Raw genomic sequence first — 23046 nt, forward strand, 5'->3', positions numbered from 1 at the left:
GGCGCGGGGCGATAGGCCTTGCTAACGGCTTGTCGCCATGAGCGAGCTACCCAAACATTTCGATCCCGCCGCCATCGAGGCGCGCTGGTATGCCCATTGGGAAGAGGAAAGGCTGTTCCGCCCCGACCGGCCCGAGGCCGAGCCCTGGACGATCGTCAACCCGCCGCCCAATGTGACCGGCAGCCTCCATATCGGCCATGCGCTCGACAATACGCTGCAGGATATCCTCGTCCGGCACCAGCGGCTGCTCGGCAAGGACGCGCTCTGGGTCGTCGGCACCGACCATGCGGGCATCGCGACGCAGATGGTCGTCGAGCGCCAGCTGATGGAAACGCAGCAGAAGCGCACCGATTTTTCGCGCGAGGAATTCGTCGAAAAGGTCTGGGAGTGGAAGGAGGAGAGCGGCGGCGAGATCACGCAGCAGCTTCGCCGCCTCGGCTGTTCGATGGACTGGTCGAACGAGCGGTTCACGATGGACCCCGGATTCACCAAGGCTGTCACCAAGGTGTTCGTCGATCTCTACAATGACGGCCTGATCTACCGCGACAAGCGGCTCGTGAACTGGGATCCGGGGCTCAAGACCGCGATCTCGGACCTCGAGGTCGAGAATAGCGAGATCAACGGCCATTTCTGGCACTTTTCCTATCCTTTGGAGGATGGCAGCGGTGCGATTTCGGTCGCGACCACGCGCCCTGAAACGATGCTCGCCGATATGGCGGTCGCCGTCCATCCGAGCGACGAGCGCTATGCCGATATCGTCGGCAAGAATGTCCGCCTGCCGATCACCGGCCGGCTCGTCCCCGTCATCACCGACGAGCATGCCGATCCGGAGCTGGGCTCGGGCGCAGTCAAGATCACACCGGGTCACGATTTCAACGATTTCGATGTCGGCAAGCGCGCGGGCTTCGAGCCCGCCGAGATGCTCAACATGCTCGATGCGGAGGCACAAGTCGTTCAGGCGGCGGACGGGCTGATCCCGGACGCGCTGCTCGGCATGGACCGGTTTGACGCGCGCAAGAAGGTTGTCGAGATGATCGAGGCAGAGGGGCTGCTCGAACAGGTCGAGGACCGCGTGATCGTCACCCCCTATGGTGACCGCTCCAACGCTGTCATCGAGCCCTGGCTGACCGACCAATGGTATGTCGATGCCGAGAAACTGGCCGTCGAGCCGATGGCCAAGGTCCGCTCGGGCGAGATCGATATCGTCCCGAAAAGCTGGGAGAAGACCTTTTTCAACTGGATGGAGAATATCCAGCCCTGGTGTGTGTCTCGCCAGCTTTGGTGGGGGCATCGGATACCGGCCTGGTATGGGCCGGACCGAAAGACACCAATCGACCTCCACGATCTCTCATCCACAACACGAGATGAGGTATTCGTTGCAGCGACCGAGGAAGCGTTACTTGCAGATCTTCGTAAATATTATGGCGCTGACAAACGGTTCGAATTTCTCGAATCCGAAGAAGATTATCTTGAGTGGGACAATGTTCTTGCCAGCCACCAAGAGCTTCGGGAAACCATCGAAGACCTCATACCGATCTTCCGGGATGACGACGTCCTCGACACATGGTTCTCCTCCGCGCTCTGGCCGTTCGCCACCTTGGGCTGGCCCGACGACATGATCCAAGAAGTCCTCCCCCTTGATGGGGGAGGGTTGGGTGGGGGTGACCCATCGGCCCGCGACACCGGGAGCGGAGAGATCACCCCACCCCAAACCCCTCCCCATCAAGGGGAGGGGCTAGTCGCAAGACCCGGCAGCGACCTTGCCCGCCACTACCCGAACGACGTCCTGATCTCGGGCTTCGATATCCTGTTCTTCTGGGATGCGCGGATGATGATGCAGGGGCTGCATCTGATGGGCGAGGTGCCGTTTAAGACGCTGTACCTGCATGGGCTGGTTCGTGCGGCGGACGGGCAGAAAATGTCCAAGTCCAAGGGCAATACCGTCGATCCGCTGGGGCTGATCGACAAGTATGGCGCGGACGCGCTGCGCTTCTTCATGGCGGCGATGGAAAGCCAGGGCCGCGACATCAAGATGGATGAAAAGCGCGTCGAGGGCTATCGCAACTTCGCGACCAAGCTCTGGAACGCCGCGCGTTTCTGCCAGGCAAACGGGATCGGCGCGAGCACGACGCTTGAAGCGCCAGAGGCAGAGTTGCCGGTCAATCGCTGGATCATTTCCGAAACGGTCGAGACGCTCGAAACGCTGAACAAGGCCTTCGACGATCTGCGTTTCGACGGCGCGGCGGACGCGATCTACCATTTCGTCTGGGATAAGTTTTGCGACTTATACATTGAGCGGGCCAAGGACGAATTGAACGCTCCTACTGACGAGCAAATTGCTGCTTTCTATCCGGATTCTCCTCGCACGAATGACGGAGAGATCGCGCAAAGGAAGCAAGAAACCAAATTGGTGGCAGGTTGGGTACTCGATCAGGTGTTGGTTATGTTGCACCCGTTCATGCCGTTCATCACCGAAGAGTTGTGGCACGCGATGGGAGAGCGTGGATCGCATGACATTATTGTTGCGAGATGGCCTTCGCCGGAAGCCGATGTGGATCAGGAAGCTACGGCAGAAATGGAGGCAATATTTGCCTTCGGGGGCCAAATTCGTTCTGCTCGATCGGAACTGAATATTTCACCCTCGGTTAGAACCCCGGCGCAGTTATGGAATGGGTCGGAAGAATGGCTCAAGAAATTTGTTGATCACACACGCTATCTGAATCGGGTTGCACGACTGGGGCAGAAAGTGATCAGGAACGGGAATATGCAAGACTTGGGACCTGGAATTCAGGTTGGTTTTGGAGACGCAACGATTTTCTTACCGCTCGAAGGCGTCATCGATCTCGACGCCGAAAAAGCTCGCCTTACCAAATCGCTGGAAGCAGCGCAGAAAGAAGCCGGTTCGCTCGACAAGCGCCTGTCCAATCCGCAATTCGTCGAGAAGGCGAAACCGGAGGCGGTGGAAAAGGCGCGCGCCGATCATGCGGAAAAGGCGGCGGAGGCGGAGCGTCTCAAGGCTGCGCTGGAGCGGTTGGGCTAAACGCCCTTCTCCCTTGATGGGAGAAGGATACAAAAGCTTGCCAGCTTGTCTGGCTAGCTGAAGTTGGATGAGGGTGTTTCATCCATTAGCGATGTCGTTAGCGGAGGGTTCACCCTCATCCAACTCCGTCTAGGCTCGTTCCTCGCCAAGGCTCCATATCCTTCTCCCATCAAGGGAGAAGGTTTGCACGTCGCAATCTCCCCGCTAAACCGCTCCCCATGTCACACGCCGCCTATCCCGCCCTGCGCATGCGCCGTACCCGCGCCACGGCCTGGTCGCGCGCGATGGTCGCCGAGAATCGGCTCCATCCGTCGGACCTGATCTGGCCGCTCTTCGTCACCGATGGCGATGACGAGCAGCCGATCGCGACCATGCCGGGCGTCTCGCGCTGGCCGGTCGAGCAGATCGCCGACCGGGCTCGGGAAGCGGCGGATGTCGGCATCCCCTGCGTCGCGCTCTTCCCCAACACGCCGCCCGATCTGCGCTCGGACGACGGCGCCGAGGCGCTCAATCCGGACAATCTGATGTGCCGGGCGATCGGCGCGATCAAGGACGCGCTCGGCGCGGATATCGGCATCCTCACCGATGTCGCGCTCGATCCCTATACGTCGCACGGCCAGGACGGGCTGGTCGGCGATTCCGGTTACGTTCGCAACGACGATACGGTGTCGGTCCTGGTCGAGCAGGCGCTGAACCAAGCGCGGGCCGGGGCGGACATCATCGCCCCCTCCGACATGATGGACGGCCGGGTGGGCGCGATTCGCGAGGCGCTGGAGGACGATGCGCACACGACCGTCCAGATCATGGCCTATGCCGCCAAATATGCGAGCGCCTTTTACGGACCGTTCCGCGACGCGGTGGGCAGCGGCGGGCTGCTGAAAGGCGACAAGAAGACCTATCAGATGGACCCGGCCAATGGCGAAGAGGCGCTGCGCGAGGTTGCGCTCGATATCGCCGAGGGCGCGGACAGCGTGATGGTGAAGCCCGGGCTCGCCTATCTCGATATCGTCCGGCGCGTGAAGGAGCGGTTCGAAGTGCCGGTCTTTGCGTACCAGGTGTCCGGCGAGTTCGCGATGATCGAGGCGGCGGCCGCGGCCGGGGCAGGGGACCGCGACGCGCTGGTGCTAGAGACCTTGCTCGCGTTCAAGCGCGCCGGCGCGTCGGGCGTCCTGACCTATCACGCGCTCCATGCCGCGCGGCTGATGGCCGACTGAATTTCGACATCGCCGTCATTGCGAGGAGGCCCGAACTCGTTTCGGGGCGACGAAGCAATCCAGGGCAGCCGGCGATCCGCTTTTTGCTCTGGATTGCTTCGCCGCGCTCGCAATGACGGGGTTGGTTGTCGAAACGTTCCCGTTTAATCAGCGTCGATGATGATCGAAACCGACCGCCTGATCCTGCGCGAGTGGCGCGATGCGGACCGCGAGCCGATGTACGCGCACGTCAATTCGCAGCCCAACGTCATGCGCTACCTGCTCGGCGTGCAGACCCGCGACAAGACCGGCGAGATGATCGACAAGTTCATCCGCTGGCAGCGCAACCATGGCCACACCTTCTGGGTCGTCGAGCGCAAGGACGATGGCGAGCTGCTGGGCTTTTGCGGGCTCAAGCGCGTCGACGATGACGGCGTGCTGCCCGATCCCGGCACGATCGAGATCGGATGGCGGTTGCGCGAAGACGCCTGGGGGAAGGGCTATGCCCGCGAAGCGGCGGTGGCGAGCATGAACTACGCGTTCGACACGTTCGCCCCCGCATTCGTGACCGCCTTTACCGTCGAGGGCAACGAGGGCTCATGGGGGCTGATGGAACGGCTCGGCATGGCGCGCCGCGCGGATCTCGATCACTGGTATGACGAATGGGGGCCGGATCTCGGCAACGGCATCGTCTATCGCATGGAAGCCGCGGACTGGGCGGCGAAGCGCGGGGAATTCGAACAAGGGGAAGTCAAAGCATGAAAGACGTCAGTATCATCCCGTTCAACGGCAAGACGCCGCAGATCCACGAGACGGCCTTCGTCGCGCCCGGCTGCCGGCTGATCGGCGATGTCCGGATCGGTGCGGGATCGAGCATCTGGTACAATTGCGTGCTCCGCGCGGACGTGAACTATATCGCGGTCGGCGAGCGATCGAATATTCAGGACGGGACGGTCGTCCATTGCGACGGCGATCACGGGCCCGAGCATCCGGGCATCCCGACGATCATCGGCGACGACGCCCTGATCGGCCATATGGCGATGCTCCACGGCGCGCGGCTGCACGACAAAAGCTTTGTCGGGCTCGGCGCGATCGTCATGGACGGCTGCGAGATCGAGAGCGGCGGGATGATCGCGGCGGGCGGCATGCTGACGCCGGGCAAGATTATCCGGGCCGGGGAGATGTGGGGCGGGCGCCCGGCGAAGAAGATGCGCGACCTGACCGAGCAGCAGCAGGCGATCAACAATCTCGGCACGATGCATTATGCCGAGCTCGCGCCGATCCACGCCGAGGCGGTCGCAGACTCCTGATTTACTGGGTCCTGAGCCGGCCGTTCAGCGCCTCGTAGCGCCGGACTTGTGCCTCGTAGAGCGCCGCGACGCGTTCGCGCGCCGCGAGCAGCCGCTCGGTTTCCGCCGGTTCGCCGGTCGTCGCCTGTTCGGCGAGAATGGCGTCGAGCGATCCGAGCGCGCGTGTCGTGTCGGTGCGCGTCGAATCGAGCGCCGACACGGCAAGCTGGGCCCCGATCCAGGCCTCGCTCTCGAGCGAGCTGCCGGCCGCTGCGGCGACGGCGTCCTGCGCCGCGGGATAGGCCTGGCTGAACGCGCGGTCGCCGGCTTCGGCCTCGCGCACCAGTGCGTCGATCTCGGCCGCAAGCGCCGCATCGTTCGCCGAAGCCACGGGTGCGATGGCGCGGACGGGCTCGTCCAATATCCCCTCGATCGGCCGGGGCGTGAGCGAGGGTGCCTCGCCCTCTGGGCCGGCACAGCTGGCGAGGAGCAGGATGGCGAAGGGAAGCGGGCTGCGCATGGTCATGATTTGGCTCTAGGCGGTGCGGCTTTTGCCCGCAACGGGGTTGCGCCCGTGTTCCAGTCCGACTACATGGCCCGTTCCCGCGCGCCCGTAGCTCAGCTGGATAGAGTACCTGACTACGAATCAGGGGGTCGGAGGTTCGAATCCTTCCGGGCGCGCCATTCTCTCGCTCAAAAGTACGTCGCTTCGCTCAGTGTGTTTTTGAGCGGTCACGTCTTCTCCCTATTCCGCCGCCTGCGGCACCATCACCGCGCGCCACCAGGTCTCGTTGTCGAGATACCAGCGGACGGTCTCTTCGAGCCCCTCGTCGATGCTCCTGACCGGGCGGCAGCCCAGTTCGGCGGCGATCTTGCTGTCGTCGATCGCATAGCGCCGGTCATGGCCCAACCGATCCTCGACATGCGATTTGAGCGATGCGCTCGGTAGGCCCTTCGCGGCGGGCGCTTCCGGGAAACGCTCGGCCAGGCTCGGGTCGGTCTCGAACAGGCGATCGACGGTCGCGCAGATCCGGTCGATCAGTTCGAGATTGGGCAGCTCGGCGCCGCCGCCGACATTATAGACGTCGCCGCTCTTCCCGTCCTCGATCACCGCCTGGATCGCCCGGCAATGATCGCCGACATGCAGCCAGTCCCGCCGCTGCATCCCGTCGCCATAGATCGGCAGCGCCTCGCCATGCAGCGCGTTGATCAGGAACAACGGAATCAGCTTTTCGGGAGATTGGAACGGCCCGTAATTGTTCGAACAGTTGGATATCGTCGTGTCCAGGCCGTAGGTCGCATGAAAGGCGCGGACGAGATGATCCGCGCCGGCTTTCGATGCCGCATAGGGCGAATTCGGCGCATAGCGCGAGATTTCACGGAAGGCGGGATCGTCCGGGCCGAGACTGCCATAGACTTCATCGGTCGAGATATGATGGAAACGATGCGCCCGGCCGCTACCCGTATCGAGCCAGACGGCCTTGGCCGCCTTGAGCACGCTGAGTGTCCCCAACACATTGGTTTCGATGAAAATGTCGGGCCCGTGAATCGACCGGTCGACATGGCTTTCGGCGGCAAAATGCGCGATGCGGCCAACGTTACGCCCGGCCAGCAGCTTTTGCACGAGTTCGAAATCCCGGATATCGCCTTCGACCAGTTCCACGCCGCCGATACCGTCCAGATTCTCGCGATGTCCCGCATAGGTCAGCGCGTCGAGAATGACGATCTCGTCCGCCGGGTGCGTCGCGCGCCAGTGTCTGACGAAATTTGCGCCGATGAATCCCGCTCCGCCGGTGACCAGTATGGCGCTCATCGCGCGGCCATCCATTCCGCCAGCATGATATCGAGTTCCTCTTCCCAATGTCTCGGTGTGCCGGTTATCGGCCAGGTTGCCGTGCAATCAAGCACGCTCGAGCGCGGTCTCGAGGCCGGGGACGGATAATCGGCGGTGGCTACCGGATCGATGGCGCCGGCCGGCCGAACGCCCGCCGATCGGGCCTTGTCGGCGATCGTACGCGCAAAATCATACCAGGTCGCGCTGCCCCGATCGGTGAAGTGATGGATACCGGTCGCATCGTGTTCCGCCAGTATCCAGATTGCCCTGGCGAGGCTGTTCACATGGGTGGGAACGCCTGTTTGATCGGCAACGACGCGCACCGGCCCGGCATCGGTCATCCGGTCGAGTATAAGGGTCGCGAAATTGCGCCGGTGCGCGCCGTACAACCAGGACGTCCGAACCAGCAAATTGCCGGAGGCGGCGAGAACCGGATGTTCCCCGGCCTGTTTCGATCGTCCGTAGGCGTTTATCGGGTTGGTCGGGGCCTCGGGCCCGATCGGCCCGTCGTCTTGTCCGTCGAACACATAATCGGTCGAAAGGTGCACCAGCTTGGCGTCATGGGCCGAACAGGCGTGCGCAACGGCCGCCGCTCCCTCGCAATTGACCCGAAACGCCGCCGCTTCCTGTCGCTCCGCCGCATCGACGTGCGTGTAGGCGGCGGCGTTCACGACCAGATCGGGGCGCGTCGCCTCCAGCGCCGCCGCCAATGCCGCATCGTCGACTATATCGAGCGCGTGCCGCGCCAGTGCGGCGGCGTTCCATTCCTTGGGCAGGGTCTTGCGGAGTGCCCGTCCCAATTGCCCGCCGGCGCCGAGAATAAGCGCTTTCATGCGTAGAGATCGGCTTGTTCGAGGCGCACGCCCTTTTCATCCGCGTCCGAGAGTATCGGCTCTTCGCCGTCCGGAAGCGGCCATTCGACCGCGACATCCGGGTCGTTCCAGATGATCGTCCGTTGATGCGCGGGGGCATGATAGGCTGTGCATTTATAGTCTACATGGGCGACACCGGAGAGCGTCAGAAAGCCATGGCCGAAGCCGGGCGGTATCCAGAGCATTCGTCTGTTTTGCGCGCTGAGTTCGCGACCGGTCCAATGCGCGAATGTTGGCGAAGCGCGCCGCAAATCGACCGCGACATCGAAAATCCGTCCGCGAGAGGCCCTGACGAGTTTACCCTGTGGCTGTTCGATCTGATAGTGGATGCCGCGCAGCACATATCGGCGCGATCGGCTGTGATTGTCCTGGACCCACGGACCGGCGATGCCAGCGTCGGCGAACCGCTCTTCGCGCCAGATTTCCGAGAAATCTCCCCGTTTGTCGGCAAATGCCTCCGGCTTCACGAGTTTCACATCGGCGATATCGGTGGCGGTAAATCGCATCAGCCGACCTCGTCCGTGATCCGAACCAGGTAATCACCATAGCCGCTGCTGCCGATCGACCGTCCCAGATCGCGGAGCTGCGCGGTCGTGATAAACCCCTTTCGCCACGCGATTTCCTCCGGACAGCAGATTTTCATGCCCTGTCGGTCTTCAATGATCCGCACGAACTGACTGGCGTCGGTCAGTGCGGCCTGCGTACCGGTATCGAGCCACGCATAGCCGCGCCCCATGGTTTCGGCATGGAGTTCGCCATTCTCGAGATAGATCCGGTTCAGATCCGTGATCTCCAACTCGCCGCGCGGCGACGGCCGAAGCGAGTGGGCATATTCGCTGGCCCGGCCGTCGTAGAAATAGAGACCCGTTACCGCATGGTGCGATTGCGGCGCGATCGGCTTTTCTTCGATCGCCGCCGCCCGGCCGTCGGGCCCGAAAGAAATCACGCCATAGGCCGTCGGATCCTTGACCGCATAGCTGAACACCGTGGCGCCGGCGGTGCGGGCCGTCGCCGACGACAACAGATTCTCGAGCCCGGCTCCGAAGAAGATATTGTCGCCCAGAATGAGTGCGGATGGCGCTCCGTCGATGAACGACTCGCCGATCAACAATGCGTCGGCAATGCCGTCGGGTTCGACCTGCGATGCGTAGGAAAAGGTAACGCCCCATTGACTGCCGTCGCCGAGCAGCCTTTCGAACTGCCGCTTGTCGTCCGGCCTTGTGATCAGCAGGATGTCCGATATGCCCGCCAGAAGCAGCGTACATAGCGGATAGTAGATCATCGGCTTGTCGTAGATCGGCAGCAATTGCTTGGAGACGGATGCGGTCAGCGGGTGCAGGCGTGTGCCCGACCCTCCCGCCAATATGATTCCTCGCCGTGTCACCGCCTTCCCCCCTGGACTGCCGGTTCCCGAATGGAGCGCGTAGGGAACTGTCTCCGTTCGCGCAATAGATAGCGCTAAATGGCTATCATTCGTGGCATAAAGCGGATCCCGGATGCTTGGGAGAACAAAATGGCGAAACACACGGCGTGGAATTATCGAAAAGGTCTCCACGATCTGGGTTCGGGAAACTGGGCCTGGCTGCAGCCGGACGGCGGATGGGGCTGGTCCAATTCGGGCCTGATCGTCGACGGCGATCGGTCGCTGCTGGTCGACACGCTGTTCGATGCGCGGCTGACCGCCGACATGCTGGACGCGATGGCCGACGCGACGGGGCTATCCGGCGACGATATCGGGACCGTGGTCAACACCCATGCCAATGGCGACCACACCCATGGCAACGGGCTGTGCCGCCATGCCGAGATCATCGCCTCCGAAGCCAGCGCGAAGGAAATGGCGGAAGTCGACGCCGCCATGCTCCACACAATGATGGAAGCGGCGCCCGGACTCGGGCCGACGGGCCGGTACCTGCTCGATATTTTCGGTGATTTCGATTTCGCGAACGTCGCGGAGCGCGCTCCGACGAAAACCTTCTCCGGAGAGCTGGAACTGAAGGTCGGCGACAAGCGGGTCTCGCTGATCGAGGTCGGGCCCGCGCATACGGCGGGTGACGTGCTCGTCCATCTGCCCGACGACCGGATCGTCTATACCGGCGATATCCTGTTCATCGACGGAACGCCGATCATGTGGGCGGGGCCGGTCGGCAACTGGATCTCGGCCTGCGACCGGATCCTCGCCATGGATGTCGAGGCGATCGTTCCCGGCCACGGACCGATCGCCGACAAGGCCGATGTGCGGAAATTGCAGGACTATCTGCGGTTCGTCGATCGCGAAGCCCGCCAGCGCTTCGATGCCGGCCTCTCGGTCCGCGATGCGGCGCACGACATCGCGCTCGGCGATTATGCAAGCTGGATCGATGCCGAGCGGATCGCGGTCAATGTCGACACGCTCTACCGCGAGTATCGCGGCGACGCGTCGGCGCCCGATATCGTCGGTCTGTTCTCGCTCATGGCGGAACTCAAGCGCTGAGATCAGAGCTCCGATTGCCAGCGGTTTGCGAGTTTGCGGAGTCGTTTATGCCGGGGCTTTCTCGGCGTGGCGTCGAGTATCTTCGCGCCGCCGAGAAATACCGCGCCGGTGCAGCACAGCGCCAGCACGATCCCGGTCGGCCCCTTGTATTGGATAAGGTAGAGCTGGGCGCGGGCCGTCGCACCCACGGCGAGCGCATAGATGATCAGATAGGCCTCGAACCGGTTCTTGATGACGAACAGCCGGGCGACACGATTCCACATAGGGAATTATTAAGCAATTGCCGTGCCAATCCCGGAAATCCGGCATTCCGCGATTAAGGGACATGGTAAATTGTAAGTTAATCCGACAATGGCGCTCAGATCAGTTCGGTCAGGGACAGCGCCTCGTACAGGGCCGCGCGCGCCGAGGCGATCCGCGCCCATAAATCCGGATCGGCCAGCGCATCGCCGTCGATCGTTTCCGGCCATTCCGAGGCGATGACCGCGCCGACGGCATCGAGCTTGGCCTCGTCCATCAGGAAGCGGGGATCGACGGTGCCCGGATCGGCGAGCACGCGGAGGCGCAGGCAGGCGGGCCCGCCACCATTGGCCATAGACTGGCGCACATCGACCGGTATCAGTTTCCGGATCGGCCCATTGCCGGCGACCATTTCCTCGAGCCAGGGCCAGACGGCTTCGCTTTCCCGGGCTTCGGTCGGCAGGATCAGCGCCATCCCGCCCTCGGGAAGGGTTACGAGCTGGGCGTTGAACAGATAGGTCTTGATCGCCTCGCGGAGCGACACCCGGTCGGCGGGAACTTCGACGATGACGACCTCGGGCATCAGCGCGCGCAGCCCCTTATAGAGCGTATCGGGATCGGTGAAGGCCTGTTCGTGGCAGAGCAGGACGGTCTCGTTCGCGACGGCGACGACGTCGTTATGAAAGGCCCCGGCGGCGATTGCGGCGGGTGACTGTTCGATGAACAGCGTCCTGTCGGGATCGAGCCGGTGCTTGCGCGCGACCGCTTGGGATGCTTCGACATGCTGGCGGGCGGGGTAGGGGCCGCCGCTCTCGCCATAGACGAATATCTCGATACCCGGCTCGGCATGGGCGGGCGCGAGCCGCATGAAATTCGCGGCACCCTCGTCGCCGAACGGCGCGGGCACCGGTTCGTGGACCGCGAAATGCGCATCGTCGGCGAAAGCCGTTTTCAGCTGGGCCATCGTTTCCGGCCATTCATGGCTGCGATGCGGCATCGTCACGAGATTGGCCGGGGTCATGTGGCAGCGGCCGTCGTCGGTGTCGGGCGCCGGGGAGACCGTGGCGGCGTTTGCCGTCCACATCGAGGAGGCGGACATGGCGTTGGCGAGCAAGGCGGGGCCGGCATGGGCGGCGTCGGTGCTCAGTGTTGCGAGCCAGGCCGTGTCCGGCCGCCGTTGCGGCAGAAACGCGCCCTGGACGAGCCCGAGCCGGATATTGGTGCGCATCTTCTCGATGCCCTGTAGCGCAGCGGCTCTCGGTTCCGAGATCCGCCCCGCATTCTGCGCCGATGCGAGATTGCCGAGGCTGAGCCCGGCATAGTTGTGCGACGGCCCGATGATCCCGTCGAAATTGATTTCTGCCAGAGCCATGATGCCGTTCCCCTAGCGCGGCACGTAGCGGATCGCTGTGCCCGTATCGGCGTCCAGCGTTTTTGCGGCGTCGGCATCGATCTCGACCTCCTGGTCGCCGCGCATCGTGATGTCGGCATAGCAGCAGCGAAAGCCCTCGAGCGTACCGGTGGCCGCCAGCGATTGCGTCGCATCGCCGCCGTCGATCGCCGCGATCGTCGCCGTGCGCGATTCCGCGACGCTCTTCACCCGGTCGATATCGGCTTCCATGGTCGGGCCGCCGTCGAAGATGTCGATATAATTATTGTAGCGAAAACCTTCCTTTTCGAGCATCCGCATCGCCGCGCGGCCCGAAGGGTGGGGCACGCCGATCACCGAGCGCGCGCTGTCGGGCAGCATGTTCAGATAGATCGGATGTTTGGGCATCAGGTCGGCGATGAACTGGTGCCCGTTGCGCGCGTTGAATTCGTCGGCTTCCTGGAAGGACATGCCGAAAAATTTGCCGGCAAGCGCGTCCCAGAAGGCCGATCCGCCGGCCTCGTCGATGACGCCGCGCAGCTCGGCGATCACCGTGTCGCCGAACCGTTCGCGATGCATGGCGATAAAGAGATAGCGGCTGCGCGCTAGCAGCATGCCCAGCCCGCCGGCGCGCTCGTTGGGATGAAGGAACAGCCCGCCGACTTCCGACGCACCTTCATAATCGGTCGTCAACGACAGAATCTTCGAGGTGAAGGTCCGGTCGAGTTCCTGGCTGTGCTGCGTATAGGTGTTGATCCGGTAACTGTAGAAGGGCCAGCGCTTACCCACCGCGGCGAAGATCTGCGCCGTGCCGCGCACCTGTCCCGTCTCGGTACTTTCGAGCGCGAGGAGGAACAGGTCGTTGGCGGATTCGCCCTCGGTCTTGGCGAAGGCCTCTTCGGACCGCGCCAGCTTCTCGTTGAGCGCCGCGCGGTCGGGCGGCAGGTTGGTGAACCCGCCGCCGGTCAGCTTGGCCATTTCGTACAATTGGTCGACATCGTCGCGGCGTGCGGCCCGGACAACGAAACTCATGCTATTGTGCCTCCAGCAAACAGATCGGGTTCGTCATTGCGAGGAAGCCCGAACTTGTTTCGGGGTGACGAAGCAATCCAGAGCCACATGCGATGCTCCTTTGGCTCTGGATTGCCTCGCTGCGCTCGCAATGACGATTCAGGTTGCGGCAGGAGTTCTTCATAATCTTCCCCTCTGGGCGAGCCGGAGCAGCACCAGCGTGGAAAGCTGGGCCCGTTCCGGCAGGCTATCGACTATCAAGAATTCATCCGGCGAATGGATCGCGCCGCCGCGCACGCCCATCGTGTCGACCACGGGCACGCCGCACGCCGCGATATTGTTGCCGTCGCAGACCCCGCCCGTCGATTTCCAGGCGATGTCGAGGCCAAGATCGGCGCCGCATTCCTTCACGAGCCCGAACAGCTTCTCGGCCTCCGGGTCGATCGGCTTGGGCGGCCGGCCGAAGCCGCCATGGACATGGATATCGACCTCGCGCCGCGCGGAAATATCGGCGACCGCTTCGTCGAGCAGTTTATGCGCACGCTCCTGATCCTCGAGCGTTTCGGGCCGCATGTTGAGGCGCAGCACGGCATGATCGGGCACGACATTGTTCGCGCCGCCGCCTTCGATCTTCGCCGGATTGACTTTGAGACCGGGCCCGATCCCTGCTTCAAGTTTCAGCGCCAGCTCCGCCGCCGCAAGCAGCGCGCTGCGGCCCTCTTCCGGGTTGCGGCCCGCATGGGCGCTTTTGCCGGAAATGATGATCGACCAGTTGCCGCTGCCGCCCCGCGCGCCGGCGAGCGTGCCGTCGGGCAGGGCGGGTTCGTAGGTCAGCGCCGCGAGCTTGCCGTTCGCCGCCTGGGCGAGCAGCGCGGCCGATCCCGGCGAGCCGATCTCCTCGTCCGAATTGATGACGACCTCATAGCCGATCCGTTCGGCGAGCGGCGACGCCTCGATCGCCTTAAGCGCCGACAGCATCAGCGCGATGCAGCCCTTCATGTCCGTCACGCCCGGCCCGTTGAGCGTATTGTCGTCGAGCCAGGTGAGTTCCTGGAACGGATGGGTTTCGCCGAACACCGTGTCCATATGGCCGGTAAGGAGCACCTGGACCGGTGCATCGGGGCGCACGGTCACGTGCAAATTCTTCCCCGTCTCGCGCTGCACCACCGAACCGTCGGGTCGGACGATCTCGCCGGGCACGGGATCGGCCAGTTCGAGATCGCCGGGCAGGGCGGCAAAGGCGTCGGCAAGCTCGCCGGCAACGCGCGCCAATCCGGCCAGATTGGCCGAGCCGCTGTTGATCTTCGCCCAGCGCTCGGTCTGTTCGAGCATCGGCTCGTCGGCGGCGCGCTCGAGGGCGTCGCGTTCGTCTTCCGTCATCTCTGTCATCGCGACCGCCTTAGGACGAGACGGGCCGTGCGTCACCACCTTGCATCCCCAAACGCGACGCGGCATAGGGCGGCTTCTCCTCCCCACCATCTGCCGACCAATGGCGCATCGCGCTGTGCGAACAGGGAGTATCCATGTCTGATTATGTCGAGCGCGCGGGCCTGCGCGTAGATTCGCGTTTCGCCCGCTTCACCGAATCCGAGGCGCTGGCCGGCCTCGATATCGCGCCCGAGCAGTTCTGGCGGGGGATGGCGGCCATCTATCGCGATTTCGCGCCGGAGAACCGGGCGTTGCTCGAAAAGCGCGAGCAACTTCAGGCGCGGATCGACGCGTGGCATGAGGCGCATCGCGGCCGACCCGTCGACCAGGCCGAATATCGCAGTTTCCTGACCGAAATCGGCTACCTCGTGCCCGAACCCGAGGCGTTCGAGATCGGCACCGGGAATGTCGACGACGAAGTCGCGCGGATCGCCGGGCCGCAGCTCGTCGTGCCAGTGCTCAACGACCGCTTCCTCCTGAACGCCGCCAATGCGCGCTGGGGCAGCCTCTATGACGCGCTGTATGGCACGGACGTCCTGCCCGGGAGCCCGAAACCGGGCGGTTACGACGCGGAGCGCGGCGCGCAGGTGATCGCGGCGGCGCGCGACCTGCTCGACGAATTCCTGCCGCTCGCCGATGGCAGCTGGGCGGACTATGCGGGCGGCACGCCCGGTCTGAAGGACCCGGCCCAGCTCGTCGGGACGAACGGCGAATCCATGCTGTTCCGGCACAACGGCCTGCATATCGAGGTCGCGATCGACCGCGACCACCCGATCGGCAAGACCGACAAAGCCGGTATCTCCGATGTGATCGTCGAGGCGGCGCTCACCACGATTGTCGATCTGGAAGATTCGGTCGCCGCGGTCGACGCCGAGGACAAGGTGCTGGCCTATCGCCACTGGCTGGGCCTGATGCGCGGCGATCTCGAAGCAAAATTCGCCAAGGGCGGCCGGACGATGACGCGCGCGCTCGCGGATGACAGGCGATATACGCCCGTTAGTCCTGAGCTTGTCGAAGGACGTCTATCGGAGGAGAATCGGGCTTCGACAGGCTCAGCCCTAACGGATGAAATCGTCTTGCCCGGCCGCAGCCTGCTGTTCGTCCGCAATGTCGGCCATCTGATGACCAATCCGGCGGTGCTGCTGCCCGACGGATCGGAAGCGCCCGAGGGCATTCTCGACGGCATCATGACGAGCCTGATCGCGATGCACGACCTCAAGGGGCTCGGGCGATACCGCAACAGCCGCGCCGGTTCGGTCTATATCGTGAAGCCCAAGATGCACGGGCCTGAGGAAGTCGCGTTCACCGACCGGCTGTTCGACGCGGTCGAGGATATGCTGGGGCTCGAACGGCATACGCTGAAAGTGGGCGTGATGGATGAGGAACGGCGGACATCGGCCAATCTCGCCGCCTGCATCCATGCGGTGAAGGATCGGATCGTCTTCATCAACACCGGGTTCCTCGATCGCACCGGGGACGAGATCCACACCTCGATGCGGGCCGGCGCGATGATGCGCAAGGCGGCGATCAAGGAAGCCGGCTGGTTGCAGGCCTATGAGGCGCGCAACGTCCAGATCGGGCTCGCCGCCGGCTTTTCCGGCCGGGCGCAGATCGGCAAGGGCATGTGGCCCGCGCCCGATCTGATGGCGGACATGATGGAAGCCAAGATCGGCCATCCGCAAAGCGGAGCGAACACCGCCTGGGTGCCGAGCCCGACCGGCGCGACCCTGCACGCGCTCCACTATCACCGCGTCGACGTGTTCGAACGGCAAAAGGAACTGGAAGCCGAGCCGATCCCGTCGCTCGACACGCTGCTCACGATTCCGCTGGCCGAGGGAATCAACTGGTCGCCGGACGAAATCCGCGAGGAACTCGACAATAATGCGCAAGGGATACTCGGCTATGTCGTGCGCTGGATCGACCAGGGCGTCGGCTGCTCCAAGGTGCCCGATATTCACGATGTCGGCCTGATGGAGGACCGCGCGACCTTGCGGATCAGCTCGCAGCACATGGCCAACTGGCTCCACCACGGCGTGTGCAGCACCGAAGAGGTCGATGCGGCGCTCGCGCGGATGGCGGCCAAGGTCGACGGGCAGAATGCCGACGATCCCTCCTATGAGGCGATGACCGGGAACCCGGACAGTATCGCCTTCCAGGCGGCCCGCGCGCTGGTGTTCGAAGGCGTCGCGCAGCCCAGCGGCTATACCGAGCCCCTGCTCCACGAATATCGCCGCAAGGTGAAGGGCGACTGATCCTTCTCCCTTGATGGGAGAAGGATACGAAAACTTGCCAGCTTGCTGGTTAGTTGAAGTTGGATGAGGGTGACCCAGCCATTGGCGGCAACGCAGGCGGCTGAATCACCCTCATCCAATTCCGCCTAAGCTCGTTCCTCGCCAAGGCTTCTTATCCTTCTCCCATCAAGGGAGAAGGATAATCGACCAGTTAATTGCTCACAAATACTCTGAAAATTCGGTCAGAAGCTCCTTATATAACTGCCTTTTGAACGGTACGATCAATTGGGGAAGGTCGACCGGCTCCGCCCATTTCCAGGCGCGGAATTCGGCGTGTTCGGTTGCGATATTGACGTCGGAATCCGCGCCCTCGAAGCGCATCAGGAACCAGCTTTGCCGCTGGCCGCGATATTGGCCCTTCCAGACCTTGCCGATCAGTTCCTCGGGCAGGTCGTAGATCAGTTCCCGCGAGGCCTGCGCGACGAGCGTCGCCTTGGCGCTCGCGATACCGGTCTCTTCCTCGAGTTCGCGAAAGGCGGCCTCCTCGGGCGCCTCTCCGGGATCGATCCCGCCCTGCGGCATCTGCCACGCGCCGCTCCATTCATGCTCGCGATGATCGGTGCGCTGGCCGACAAAGACCCGCTTCTCCGTATTCAACAGCATGACGCCGGCGCACGGCCGGTACGGCAGGCCTTCGCCCTTGCTCATTCGGCGGCGGCGGCCTGTTCCGGCGCGGCTTCGGCCTCGACTTCGGCGAGGATCAGCTTGAGCGCGTCGAGACAGGCGACGACATCGTCATGCGCCGAGGGGATGATCTTCCGGAGGTTCGCAAAGCCGTGGATATTGCCGCTGGCCTCGCGATAGACGGTATGGACGCCGCCCGCGATCAGCTTGCCCGCATATTCGCGGCCCTGGTCCCGCAGCGGATCGAGGCCTGCCGTCACCAGCACCGTCGGCGGCAGTCCGGCCGTGTCCTTGAGCACCGGATTGAGCCGCCAGTCGGTTTCGTCGCCGGCATAATGATTGCCGAACCATTCCATCGTCGCCGCTTCGAGGAGGAAGCCTTCGGAGAAATCCTCCATCGAGCCGCCATCGGCGCTCATGTCCGTCGCCGGATAGATCAGCCATTGGGCGATGACGGGGACGTCCGCCGGTTCGTCGCGCAGCGCGAGCGAGGTGACCGCCGCGAGATTGCCGCCCGCGCTGTCGCCGACCGGGATCAGGCCTGTAACGTTCAGGCCCAGTTCGTCGGGGCTCCTCGCGATCCAGCGCGCGGCGGCGATGCAATCCTCGGGCGCGGCGGGGAAGGGGGCTTCGGGGGCGAGCCGATAGTCAACCGAGATCACCGGCAGATCGAGCGTGCGCGCGGTTTCGGCGCACAGCCCGTCATGCGTTTCGATATTGCCGATCACGAACCCGCCGCCATGATAGAAGACCACGACCGGGCCGGGTTCGCGGCTCTCGCGCGGATCGTAGAGCCGGGCCGGAATGTCCCCGGCCGGGCCCGGCAGCGTGAAATCGCGCTTGATCGCGAGTTCGCCGGCCGGGCGTTCGGCCATGGTGAAGACCATGTCCATCAGCGCGCGGGCGGTCGCCGGATCGGTTTCGTGCGTCTTCGGGCCTTCCTGCGCTTTCAGCAGGTCGAGCATCATCTGCACATCGGGGCGGATATAAGGCATCGGCATTGTCTCCGGATTTCTTCTATTTTTCGGCCGTTATAGGCGCAAACGTGCGGGCGGCAAGTCGCGGGGTCATGGCGAACTGGCCGGCCGCGCGGATCAGCAGGAACACGGTGAAACTGAGCCAGAGGCCGTGATTGCCGAGTGGCGTCGTCAGCCAGAGCATCGCGCCATAGGCGATGAAGGCGGCGGCCATCGTGCCGAGCATCGCCCGCGTCCAGGTCGCGCCGACGAACACCCCGTCCATGACGAAAGAGGCGACGCCGGCGAGTGGGAGGGCGAGCAGCCAGATATCGTAACGCAGCACGGTTTCGACGACTTGCGGGTCGGTCGAAAAGCTGGCGACCACGGGCCCGGACGCGACCGCGAAAAAGCCTGTGAGGATCAGCGCGGTCCCGATCCCGCGCAACATGATCCGCCGCACCGTCTTGTCGAACCCGTCCCGGTCCTTCGCACCGATCGTCTCGCCGCACAGCACCTGCGCCGCGTTCTCGAACCCGTCGAGCAGCAGCGCGGTGAGCATGAACATCTGGAACAGGATCGCATTGGCGGCGAGGATGGTCGTGCCCTGGATCGCGCCCTGGCGCGTCACGAGCAGGATTGCCGCGGTCAGCAGCAAGGTGCGCAGGAACAGGTCGCGATTGACGCGGAACAGCGCGCCCATCCGCCCCGCCTCCCAAAGGTCCGGCCGCCGCGCCGCCGCAGCGAATGCCGGGAATTTCGCGCTGGGCAGGAGCGCCACCAGCAGCATGGCGAGCTTGCCCGTTTCGGAGATCAGCGTCGCATAGGCGATTCCCATGACGCCCATGTCCCAGACGAGCACGAACAGCACGCCGAGCCCTACATGGATCAGGTTGACCGCCACCTCGACGGCGAGGACGGTCCGCACGCGCCGGAGCCCGATCAGCCAGCCGACAAGCGCCGCGTTGAGCAGCCAGGCCGGCGCCGCCCAGAAGCGGATATCGACATAGAGCGCGGCGTCCGCGCGGACCTCGTCGCCCGCTTCGAGCAGGTCGAGGCCGAGCGGCACCGTCACCGGCTTGGTCGCGAGGAGGACCAGGCCGATCGCGAGCGCGATCGCCGATGCGCGCAACAGCGCGGCCATCTTCTCCTGTTCGTTGCGCTGCCCGGCGGCCTGGGCGGTGAGGCCCGTCGTCGCGGTCTTGAGGAAGTTGAACACCACGAGCAGGCTCATCAGCAGCCGCGCGCCGATCTCGACCGCGCCCTGCGCCGCGGCATCGCCGAGCTGGCCGATGATCCAGATATCGGCGATCCCGATCAGCGCGGTCGCGACATTGGTCGCCATGGCGGGGATCGCGATCGACCAGATGGCGCGCGGATCGTGGGAAGGGAGGGGCCGGTGCATGGAGCGCCGGTCATAGTCTGTCGGCGACGAAGCGCCTATATGCATTTGCGATGCTGCATTTCGTCCATCATTCGGGCTATGTCGCGCCCGCGCCGAAGGGCAGCGCGTTCCGGTTCAACAAATACGGGCTGGTCCGGGAGGCGCTGGCCGATAGCGGCCGCGCCACGACCGTCCATGCGCCGGAGCCGATGCCGCGCCGATGGATCGAAGCCGTGCACGATGGCGATTATGTCGCCGAGGTGATGGCCGCCGCCGTCCCGCGGTCGAAGGAACGGCGGATCGGTTTCGCGGTGACGCCCGATATCCGCGAGCGCTCCTTGCTGGCCCAGGGCGGGACCTGGCTTGCGGCGCTGCTGGCACTCGACCATGGCTATGCCGCCAATGGCGCGGGCGGCAGCCATCATGCGCTGCCGGATACCGGGGCCGGCTATTGCGTGCTCAACGACCTCGCCGTCGCGGCGAACCGTCTGGTGGAGGAGGGCCGCGCGAACCGGGTGCTCATTCTCGATTGCGACGTGCATCAGGGCGACGGCACGGCCGTTCTGCTCGCCGGACGGCCCGATATCTTCACCCTGTCGGTTCATGCCGAAAAGAATTTCCCGGCCCGCAAGGCGCGCTCGTCGCTCGATATCGGCCTGCCGGACGGACTGGAGGATGACGGCTATCTGGCGGCGCTCGCAAAGACGCTGCCGGCTGTTCTCGATCAATTCGCGCCCGAGATCATATTGTATCAGGCGGGGGTCGATCCGCACCGGGACGACCGGCTCGGCAGGCTGGGTCTCAGCGATGCGGGACTTGAGGTGCGGGACCGCTATGTGATGGGCGCAGCGCGGCGGCGGAATATCCCGCTCGCCAGCGTTCTGGGCGGCGGCTATGGCGACGATCATGGCGAAGTTGCCGCGCGGCATGCGCGGACGATCCTCGCGCTGGCCGACGAGGCGGCCCAGTGAGGCAACCAAGTATCGCTGAATCGCTATCGATTTTTTCTATTTTGTTCCGCGCCCCGGCTGTGCATAGGAAGACCGAAGAAGAACAATGCGAGTAATCTGATGGCCAGCGCGGCGGAAACGATCAAACACAAAGCTCCCGAGGATGCGGCCTCGGTCGTTGTCCGCTTCGCGGGCGACAGCGGCGACGGGATGCAGCTGACCGGCGGGCAGTTTACGCTGTCGACGGCGCTGGCGGGCAACGATCTCGCGACTTTTCCCGATTTCCCGGCGGAAATCCGCGCGCCGCAAGGCACCTTGTTCGGCGTTTCGGCGTTCCAGATCCATTTCGGCAGCCATGCGATCCGCACCGCGGGCGACGCGCCGGACGTGCTGGTCGCGATGAACCCGGCGGCACTCAAGACCAACGTTGAGGATTTGCGCGAAGGCGGACTGATCATCGCCGACAGCGGCGCGTTCGGCGACCGCAACCTCTCCAAGGCGGGATATGAAGAAAACCCGCTCGAGGACGGGTCGCTCGCCAAATGGCAGCTGCTCTCGCTCGACATGTCGGAAATGACGCTCGAAGCGGTGAAGCCGTTCGGCCTTTCGAACAAGGAAGCGCTGCGCTGCAAGAATATGTGGACGCTGGGACTCTCGCTCTGGATGTTCGACCGCAAGCGCCAGCCGGTGATCGACTGGCTCGAGGCCAAATTCGCGAAGAAGCCCGAGGTCGCCCAGGCCAATATCGCGGCGCTCAATGCCGGGCACGCCTATGGCGAGACGGCGGAGCTCGGCTATGCCTTCCAGCCCCGCCATGTCGACGCCGCGCCGGCCGAGCCGGGGCTATATCGCACGGTGACAGGCGCGGAGGCGATTTCGCTCGGCCTGCTGGCCGGCGCGAAGCTTGCCGACCTGCCGATGTTCTTCGGCGGCTACCCGATCACCCCGGCCTCGGCGATCCTCCATCATCTCTCGCGGCTCAAACAGTTCGGCGTCACCACCTTCCAGGCCGAAGACGAGATCGCGGCGATCGGCGCGGCGATCGGCGCGAGCTATGCCGGTTCGCTGGGCGTGACCTCCTCCTCGGGTCCCGGCATCGCGCTGAAGGGCGAGGCGATGGGCCTTGCGATCATGACCGAGCTGCCGCTCGTCATCGTCAATTCGCAGCGTGGCGGCCCGTCCACGGGCCTGCCGACCAAAACCGAACAGTCGGACCTGTACCAGGCGATCTACGGCCGCAACGGCGATGCGCCGATGCCGGTAATCGCCGTCCGTTCGCCGTCCGATGCGTTCGACTGCGCGATCGAGGCGTGCCGCATCGCGACCCGGTTCATGACCCCCGTGATGCTGCTGACCGACGGCTATATCGCGAACGCGGCCGAGCCCTGGAAAATGCCCGATGTCAATGAATTCGAGCCGTTTCCTGTGTCTTTCTATGAAGAAACGTCGGACGAGGGCGACCATTTCAATCCGTATCAACGCGACGACAAACTCGCCCGGCCTTGGGTGAAACCCGGCACGCCGGGTCTGATGCACCGGATCGGCGGTATCGAGAAGGGTTCGGGCAGCGGCAATATCGACTATTCGCCCGAGAACCATCAGCAAATGACCGATCTGCGCGCGCAGAAAATCCTCAACGTCGCCGACGACGTGCCCGAGCAGGACGTCGATCTCGGCGAAGCGGGCGAGACGCTCGCCGTGGTCGGATGGGGATCGACCTATGGCCCGATCCACCAGGCCGTCGCCCGCGCACGGGCCAAGGGACACAGCGTTGCGCATATTCATCTGCGCTATGTCTGGCCGCTGCCGCGCAATCTGGGCGAGTTGCTGAAGAGCTACGACAGGATCCTGGTTCCCGAAATGAACAAGGGCCAGCTCAAGACCGTGCTGCGCGACCAGTATCTGGTCGACGCCCGGCCGCTGAACAAGGTGTCGGGCCAGCCCTTCCGCATTGCCGAAATCGAAGCGGCGATCGAGGAGCATCTCGGTGGATGACAAGCCGAAAAGCGTTCTGCCCCTGGTCGGGATGCTGGTTGTGATCCTGGTTATTATTTACATGCTGTGGAGCTGAGGAGGCTGCCATGGGCGAGGTCTT

The 23046-nt window shown here is 64.0% G+C and carries 20 protein-coding genes and 1 tRNA gene; 9 read left to right on the plus strand and 12 right to left on the minus strand.

The window, feature by feature from the left end; all coding sequences use genetic code 11:
* Positions 1–37: 37 nt before the first annotated feature.
* From HFP57_RS02515 to HFP57_RS02530, 4 genes are all read left to right on the plus strand, one after another.
* A complete protein-coding gene (locus HFP57_RS02515; protein ID WP_176868299.1) occupies positions 38–3040 on the plus strand; it encodes a valine--tRNA ligase in 3003 nt (1000 codons plus the stop codon).
* A 218-nt stretch (positions 3041–3258) separates the two neighbouring features.
* The gene (hemB, locus tag HFP57_RS02520; protein ID WP_176868301.1) at positions 3259–4254 is read left to right on the plus strand and encodes a porphobilinogen synthase; all 996 of its coding nucleotides are present in this window, start codon (positions 3259–3261) and stop codon (positions 4252–4254) included.
* A 156-nt stretch (positions 4255–4410) separates the two neighbouring features.
* Complete coding sequence (locus HFP57_RS02525) at positions 4411–4995, plus strand: GNAT family N-acetyltransferase (RefSeq protein WP_176868302.1); 585 nt, start codon at positions 4411–4413, stop codon at positions 4993–4995.
* Entirely contained in the window at positions 4992–5543 is a 552-nt protein-coding gene (locus HFP57_RS02530) for a gamma carbonic anhydrase family protein (protein ID WP_176868303.1), read from the plus strand. The genes HFP57_RS02525 and HFP57_RS02530 overlap by 4 nt, the downstream gene beginning before the upstream one ends.
* A 1-nt stretch (position 5544) precedes the next feature.
* Here HFP57_RS02530 and HFP57_RS02535 read toward each other — a convergent pair whose 3' ends face one another.
* A complete protein-coding gene (locus tag HFP57_RS02535; RefSeq protein WP_176868305.1) occupies positions 5545–6048 on the minus strand; it encodes a hypothetical protein in 504 nt (167 codons plus the stop codon).
* Between the two features lie 81 nt (positions 6049–6129).
* Between HFP57_RS02535 and HFP57_RS02540 the strand changes: the two genes are divergently transcribed.
* Positions 6130–6206: transfer RNA gene (locus tag HFP57_RS02540), tRNA-Arg, on the plus strand.
* Between the two features lie 61 nt (positions 6207–6267).
* Here the strand turns inward: HFP57_RS02540 and rfbB are convergent.
* The 4 genes from rfbB to rfbA are packed head-to-tail and all read right to left on the minus strand — an operon-like array spanning position 6268 to position 9612.
* On the minus strand, positions 6268–7335 hold the full coding sequence (gene rfbB / locus HFP57_RS02545) for a dTDP-glucose 4,6-dehydratase (RefSeq protein WP_176868307.1): 1068 nt from the start codon (positions 7333–7335) through the stop codon (positions 6268–6270).
* Entirely contained in the window at positions 7332–8189 is an 858-nt protein-coding gene (gene rfbD, locus HFP57_RS02550; RefSeq protein WP_176868309.1) for a dTDP-4-dehydrorhamnose reductase, read from the minus strand. The genes rfbB and rfbD overlap by 4 nt, the downstream gene beginning before the upstream one ends.
* Positions 8186–8734, minus strand: a complete 549-nt coding sequence (rfbC, locus tag HFP57_RS02555) for a dTDP-4-dehydrorhamnose 3,5-epimerase (protein ID WP_176868311.1) — start codon at positions 8732–8734, stop codon at positions 8186–8188. Before rfbC ends, rfbD begins: the two co-directional genes overlap by 4 nt.
* Complete coding sequence (gene rfbA, locus HFP57_RS02560; RefSeq protein WP_176868313.1) at positions 8734–9612, minus strand: glucose-1-phosphate thymidylyltransferase RfbA; 879 nt, start codon at positions 9610–9612, stop codon at positions 8734–8736. The genes rfbC and rfbA overlap by 1 nt, the downstream gene beginning before the upstream one ends.
* Positions 9613–9741: 129 nt before the next feature.
* On the opposite strand from rfbA, the gene HFP57_RS02565 reads away from it, so the two are divergent.
* Positions 9742–10698 (plus strand): MBL fold metallo-hydrolase, encoded by a 957-nt coding sequence (locus HFP57_RS02565; RefSeq protein ID WP_176868314.1) that lies wholly within the window; start codon positions 9742–9744, stop codon positions 10696–10698.
* Between the two features lie 2 nt (positions 10699–10700).
* On the opposite strand, the gene HFP57_RS02570 is transcribed toward HFP57_RS02565, so the two are convergent.
* From HFP57_RS02570 to HFP57_RS02585, 4 genes are all read right to left on the minus strand, one after another.
* Positions 10701–10961, minus strand: a complete 261-nt coding sequence (locus HFP57_RS02570) for a hypothetical protein (RefSeq protein ID WP_246263260.1) — start codon at positions 10959–10961, stop codon at positions 10701–10703.
* 95 nt (positions 10962–11056) lie between these two features.
* Positions 11057–12310 carry an N-succinylarginine dihydrolase gene (locus tag HFP57_RS02575; RefSeq protein ID WP_176868315.1) on the minus strand — a complete coding sequence of 418 codons (1254 nt, stop codon included), beginning with the start codon at positions 12308–12310 and terminating at the stop codon, positions 11057–11059.
* Positions 12311–12322: 12 nt separating this feature from the next.
* A complete protein-coding gene (locus HFP57_RS02580; protein ID WP_176868317.1) occupies positions 12323–13339 on the minus strand; it encodes an arginine N-succinyltransferase in 1017 nt (338 codons plus the stop codon).
* Positions 13340–13498: 159 nt separating this feature from the next.
* Positions 13499–14707 carry a hydrolase gene (locus tag HFP57_RS02585; RefSeq protein ID WP_176868319.1) on the minus strand — a complete coding sequence of 403 codons (1209 nt, stop codon included), beginning with the start codon at positions 14705–14707 and terminating at the stop codon, positions 13499–13501.
* Positions 14708–14841: 134 nt separating this feature from the next.
* Between HFP57_RS02585 and HFP57_RS02590 the strand changes: the two genes are divergently transcribed.
* Entirely contained in the window at positions 14842–16998 is a 2157-nt protein-coding gene (locus tag HFP57_RS02590; RefSeq protein ID WP_176868321.1) for a malate synthase G, read from the plus strand.
* A gap of 198 nt (positions 16999–17196) precedes the next feature.
* On the opposite strand, the gene HFP57_RS02595 is transcribed toward HFP57_RS02590, so the two are convergent.
* From HFP57_RS02595 to HFP57_RS02605, 3 genes are read right to left on the minus strand one after another with little or no spacing between them, the layout of a single operon-like run.
* Positions 17197–17685 (minus strand): RNA pyrophosphohydrolase, encoded by a 489-nt coding sequence (locus tag HFP57_RS02595; protein WP_176868323.1) that lies wholly within the window; start codon positions 17683–17685, stop codon positions 17197–17199.
* Entirely contained in the window at positions 17682–18656 is a 975-nt protein-coding gene (locus tag HFP57_RS02600) for an alpha/beta hydrolase (protein ID WP_343045249.1), read from the minus strand. Before HFP57_RS02600 ends, HFP57_RS02595 begins: the two co-directional genes overlap by 4 nt.
* 22 nt (positions 18657–18678) lie before the next feature.
* Entirely contained in the window at positions 18679–20022 is a 1344-nt protein-coding gene (locus HFP57_RS02605) for an MATE family efflux transporter (protein WP_246263261.1), read from the minus strand.
* 50 nt (positions 20023–20072) lie between these two features.
* Here HFP57_RS02605 and HFP57_RS02610 point away from each other — a divergent pair, with 50 nt between their 5' ends.
* The gene (locus tag HFP57_RS02610) at positions 20073–20972 is read left to right on the plus strand and encodes a histone deacetylase family protein (protein ID WP_176868325.1); all 900 of its coding nucleotides are present in this window, start codon (positions 20073–20075) and stop codon (positions 20970–20972) included.
* Positions 20973–21071: 99 nt separating this feature from the next.
* Positions 21072–22946, plus strand: coding sequence for a 2-oxoacid:acceptor oxidoreductase subunit alpha (locus HFP57_RS02615; protein ID WP_176868327.1), 1875 nt, complete (start codon positions 21072–21074; stop codon positions 22944–22946).
* Positions 22947–23046 lie beyond the last annotated feature (100 nt).

This window comes from Parasphingopyxis algicola, assembly GCF_013378075.1.
Classification (GTDB): domain Bacteria; phylum Pseudomonadota; class Alphaproteobacteria; order Sphingomonadales; family Sphingomonadaceae; genus Parasphingopyxis; species Parasphingopyxis algicola.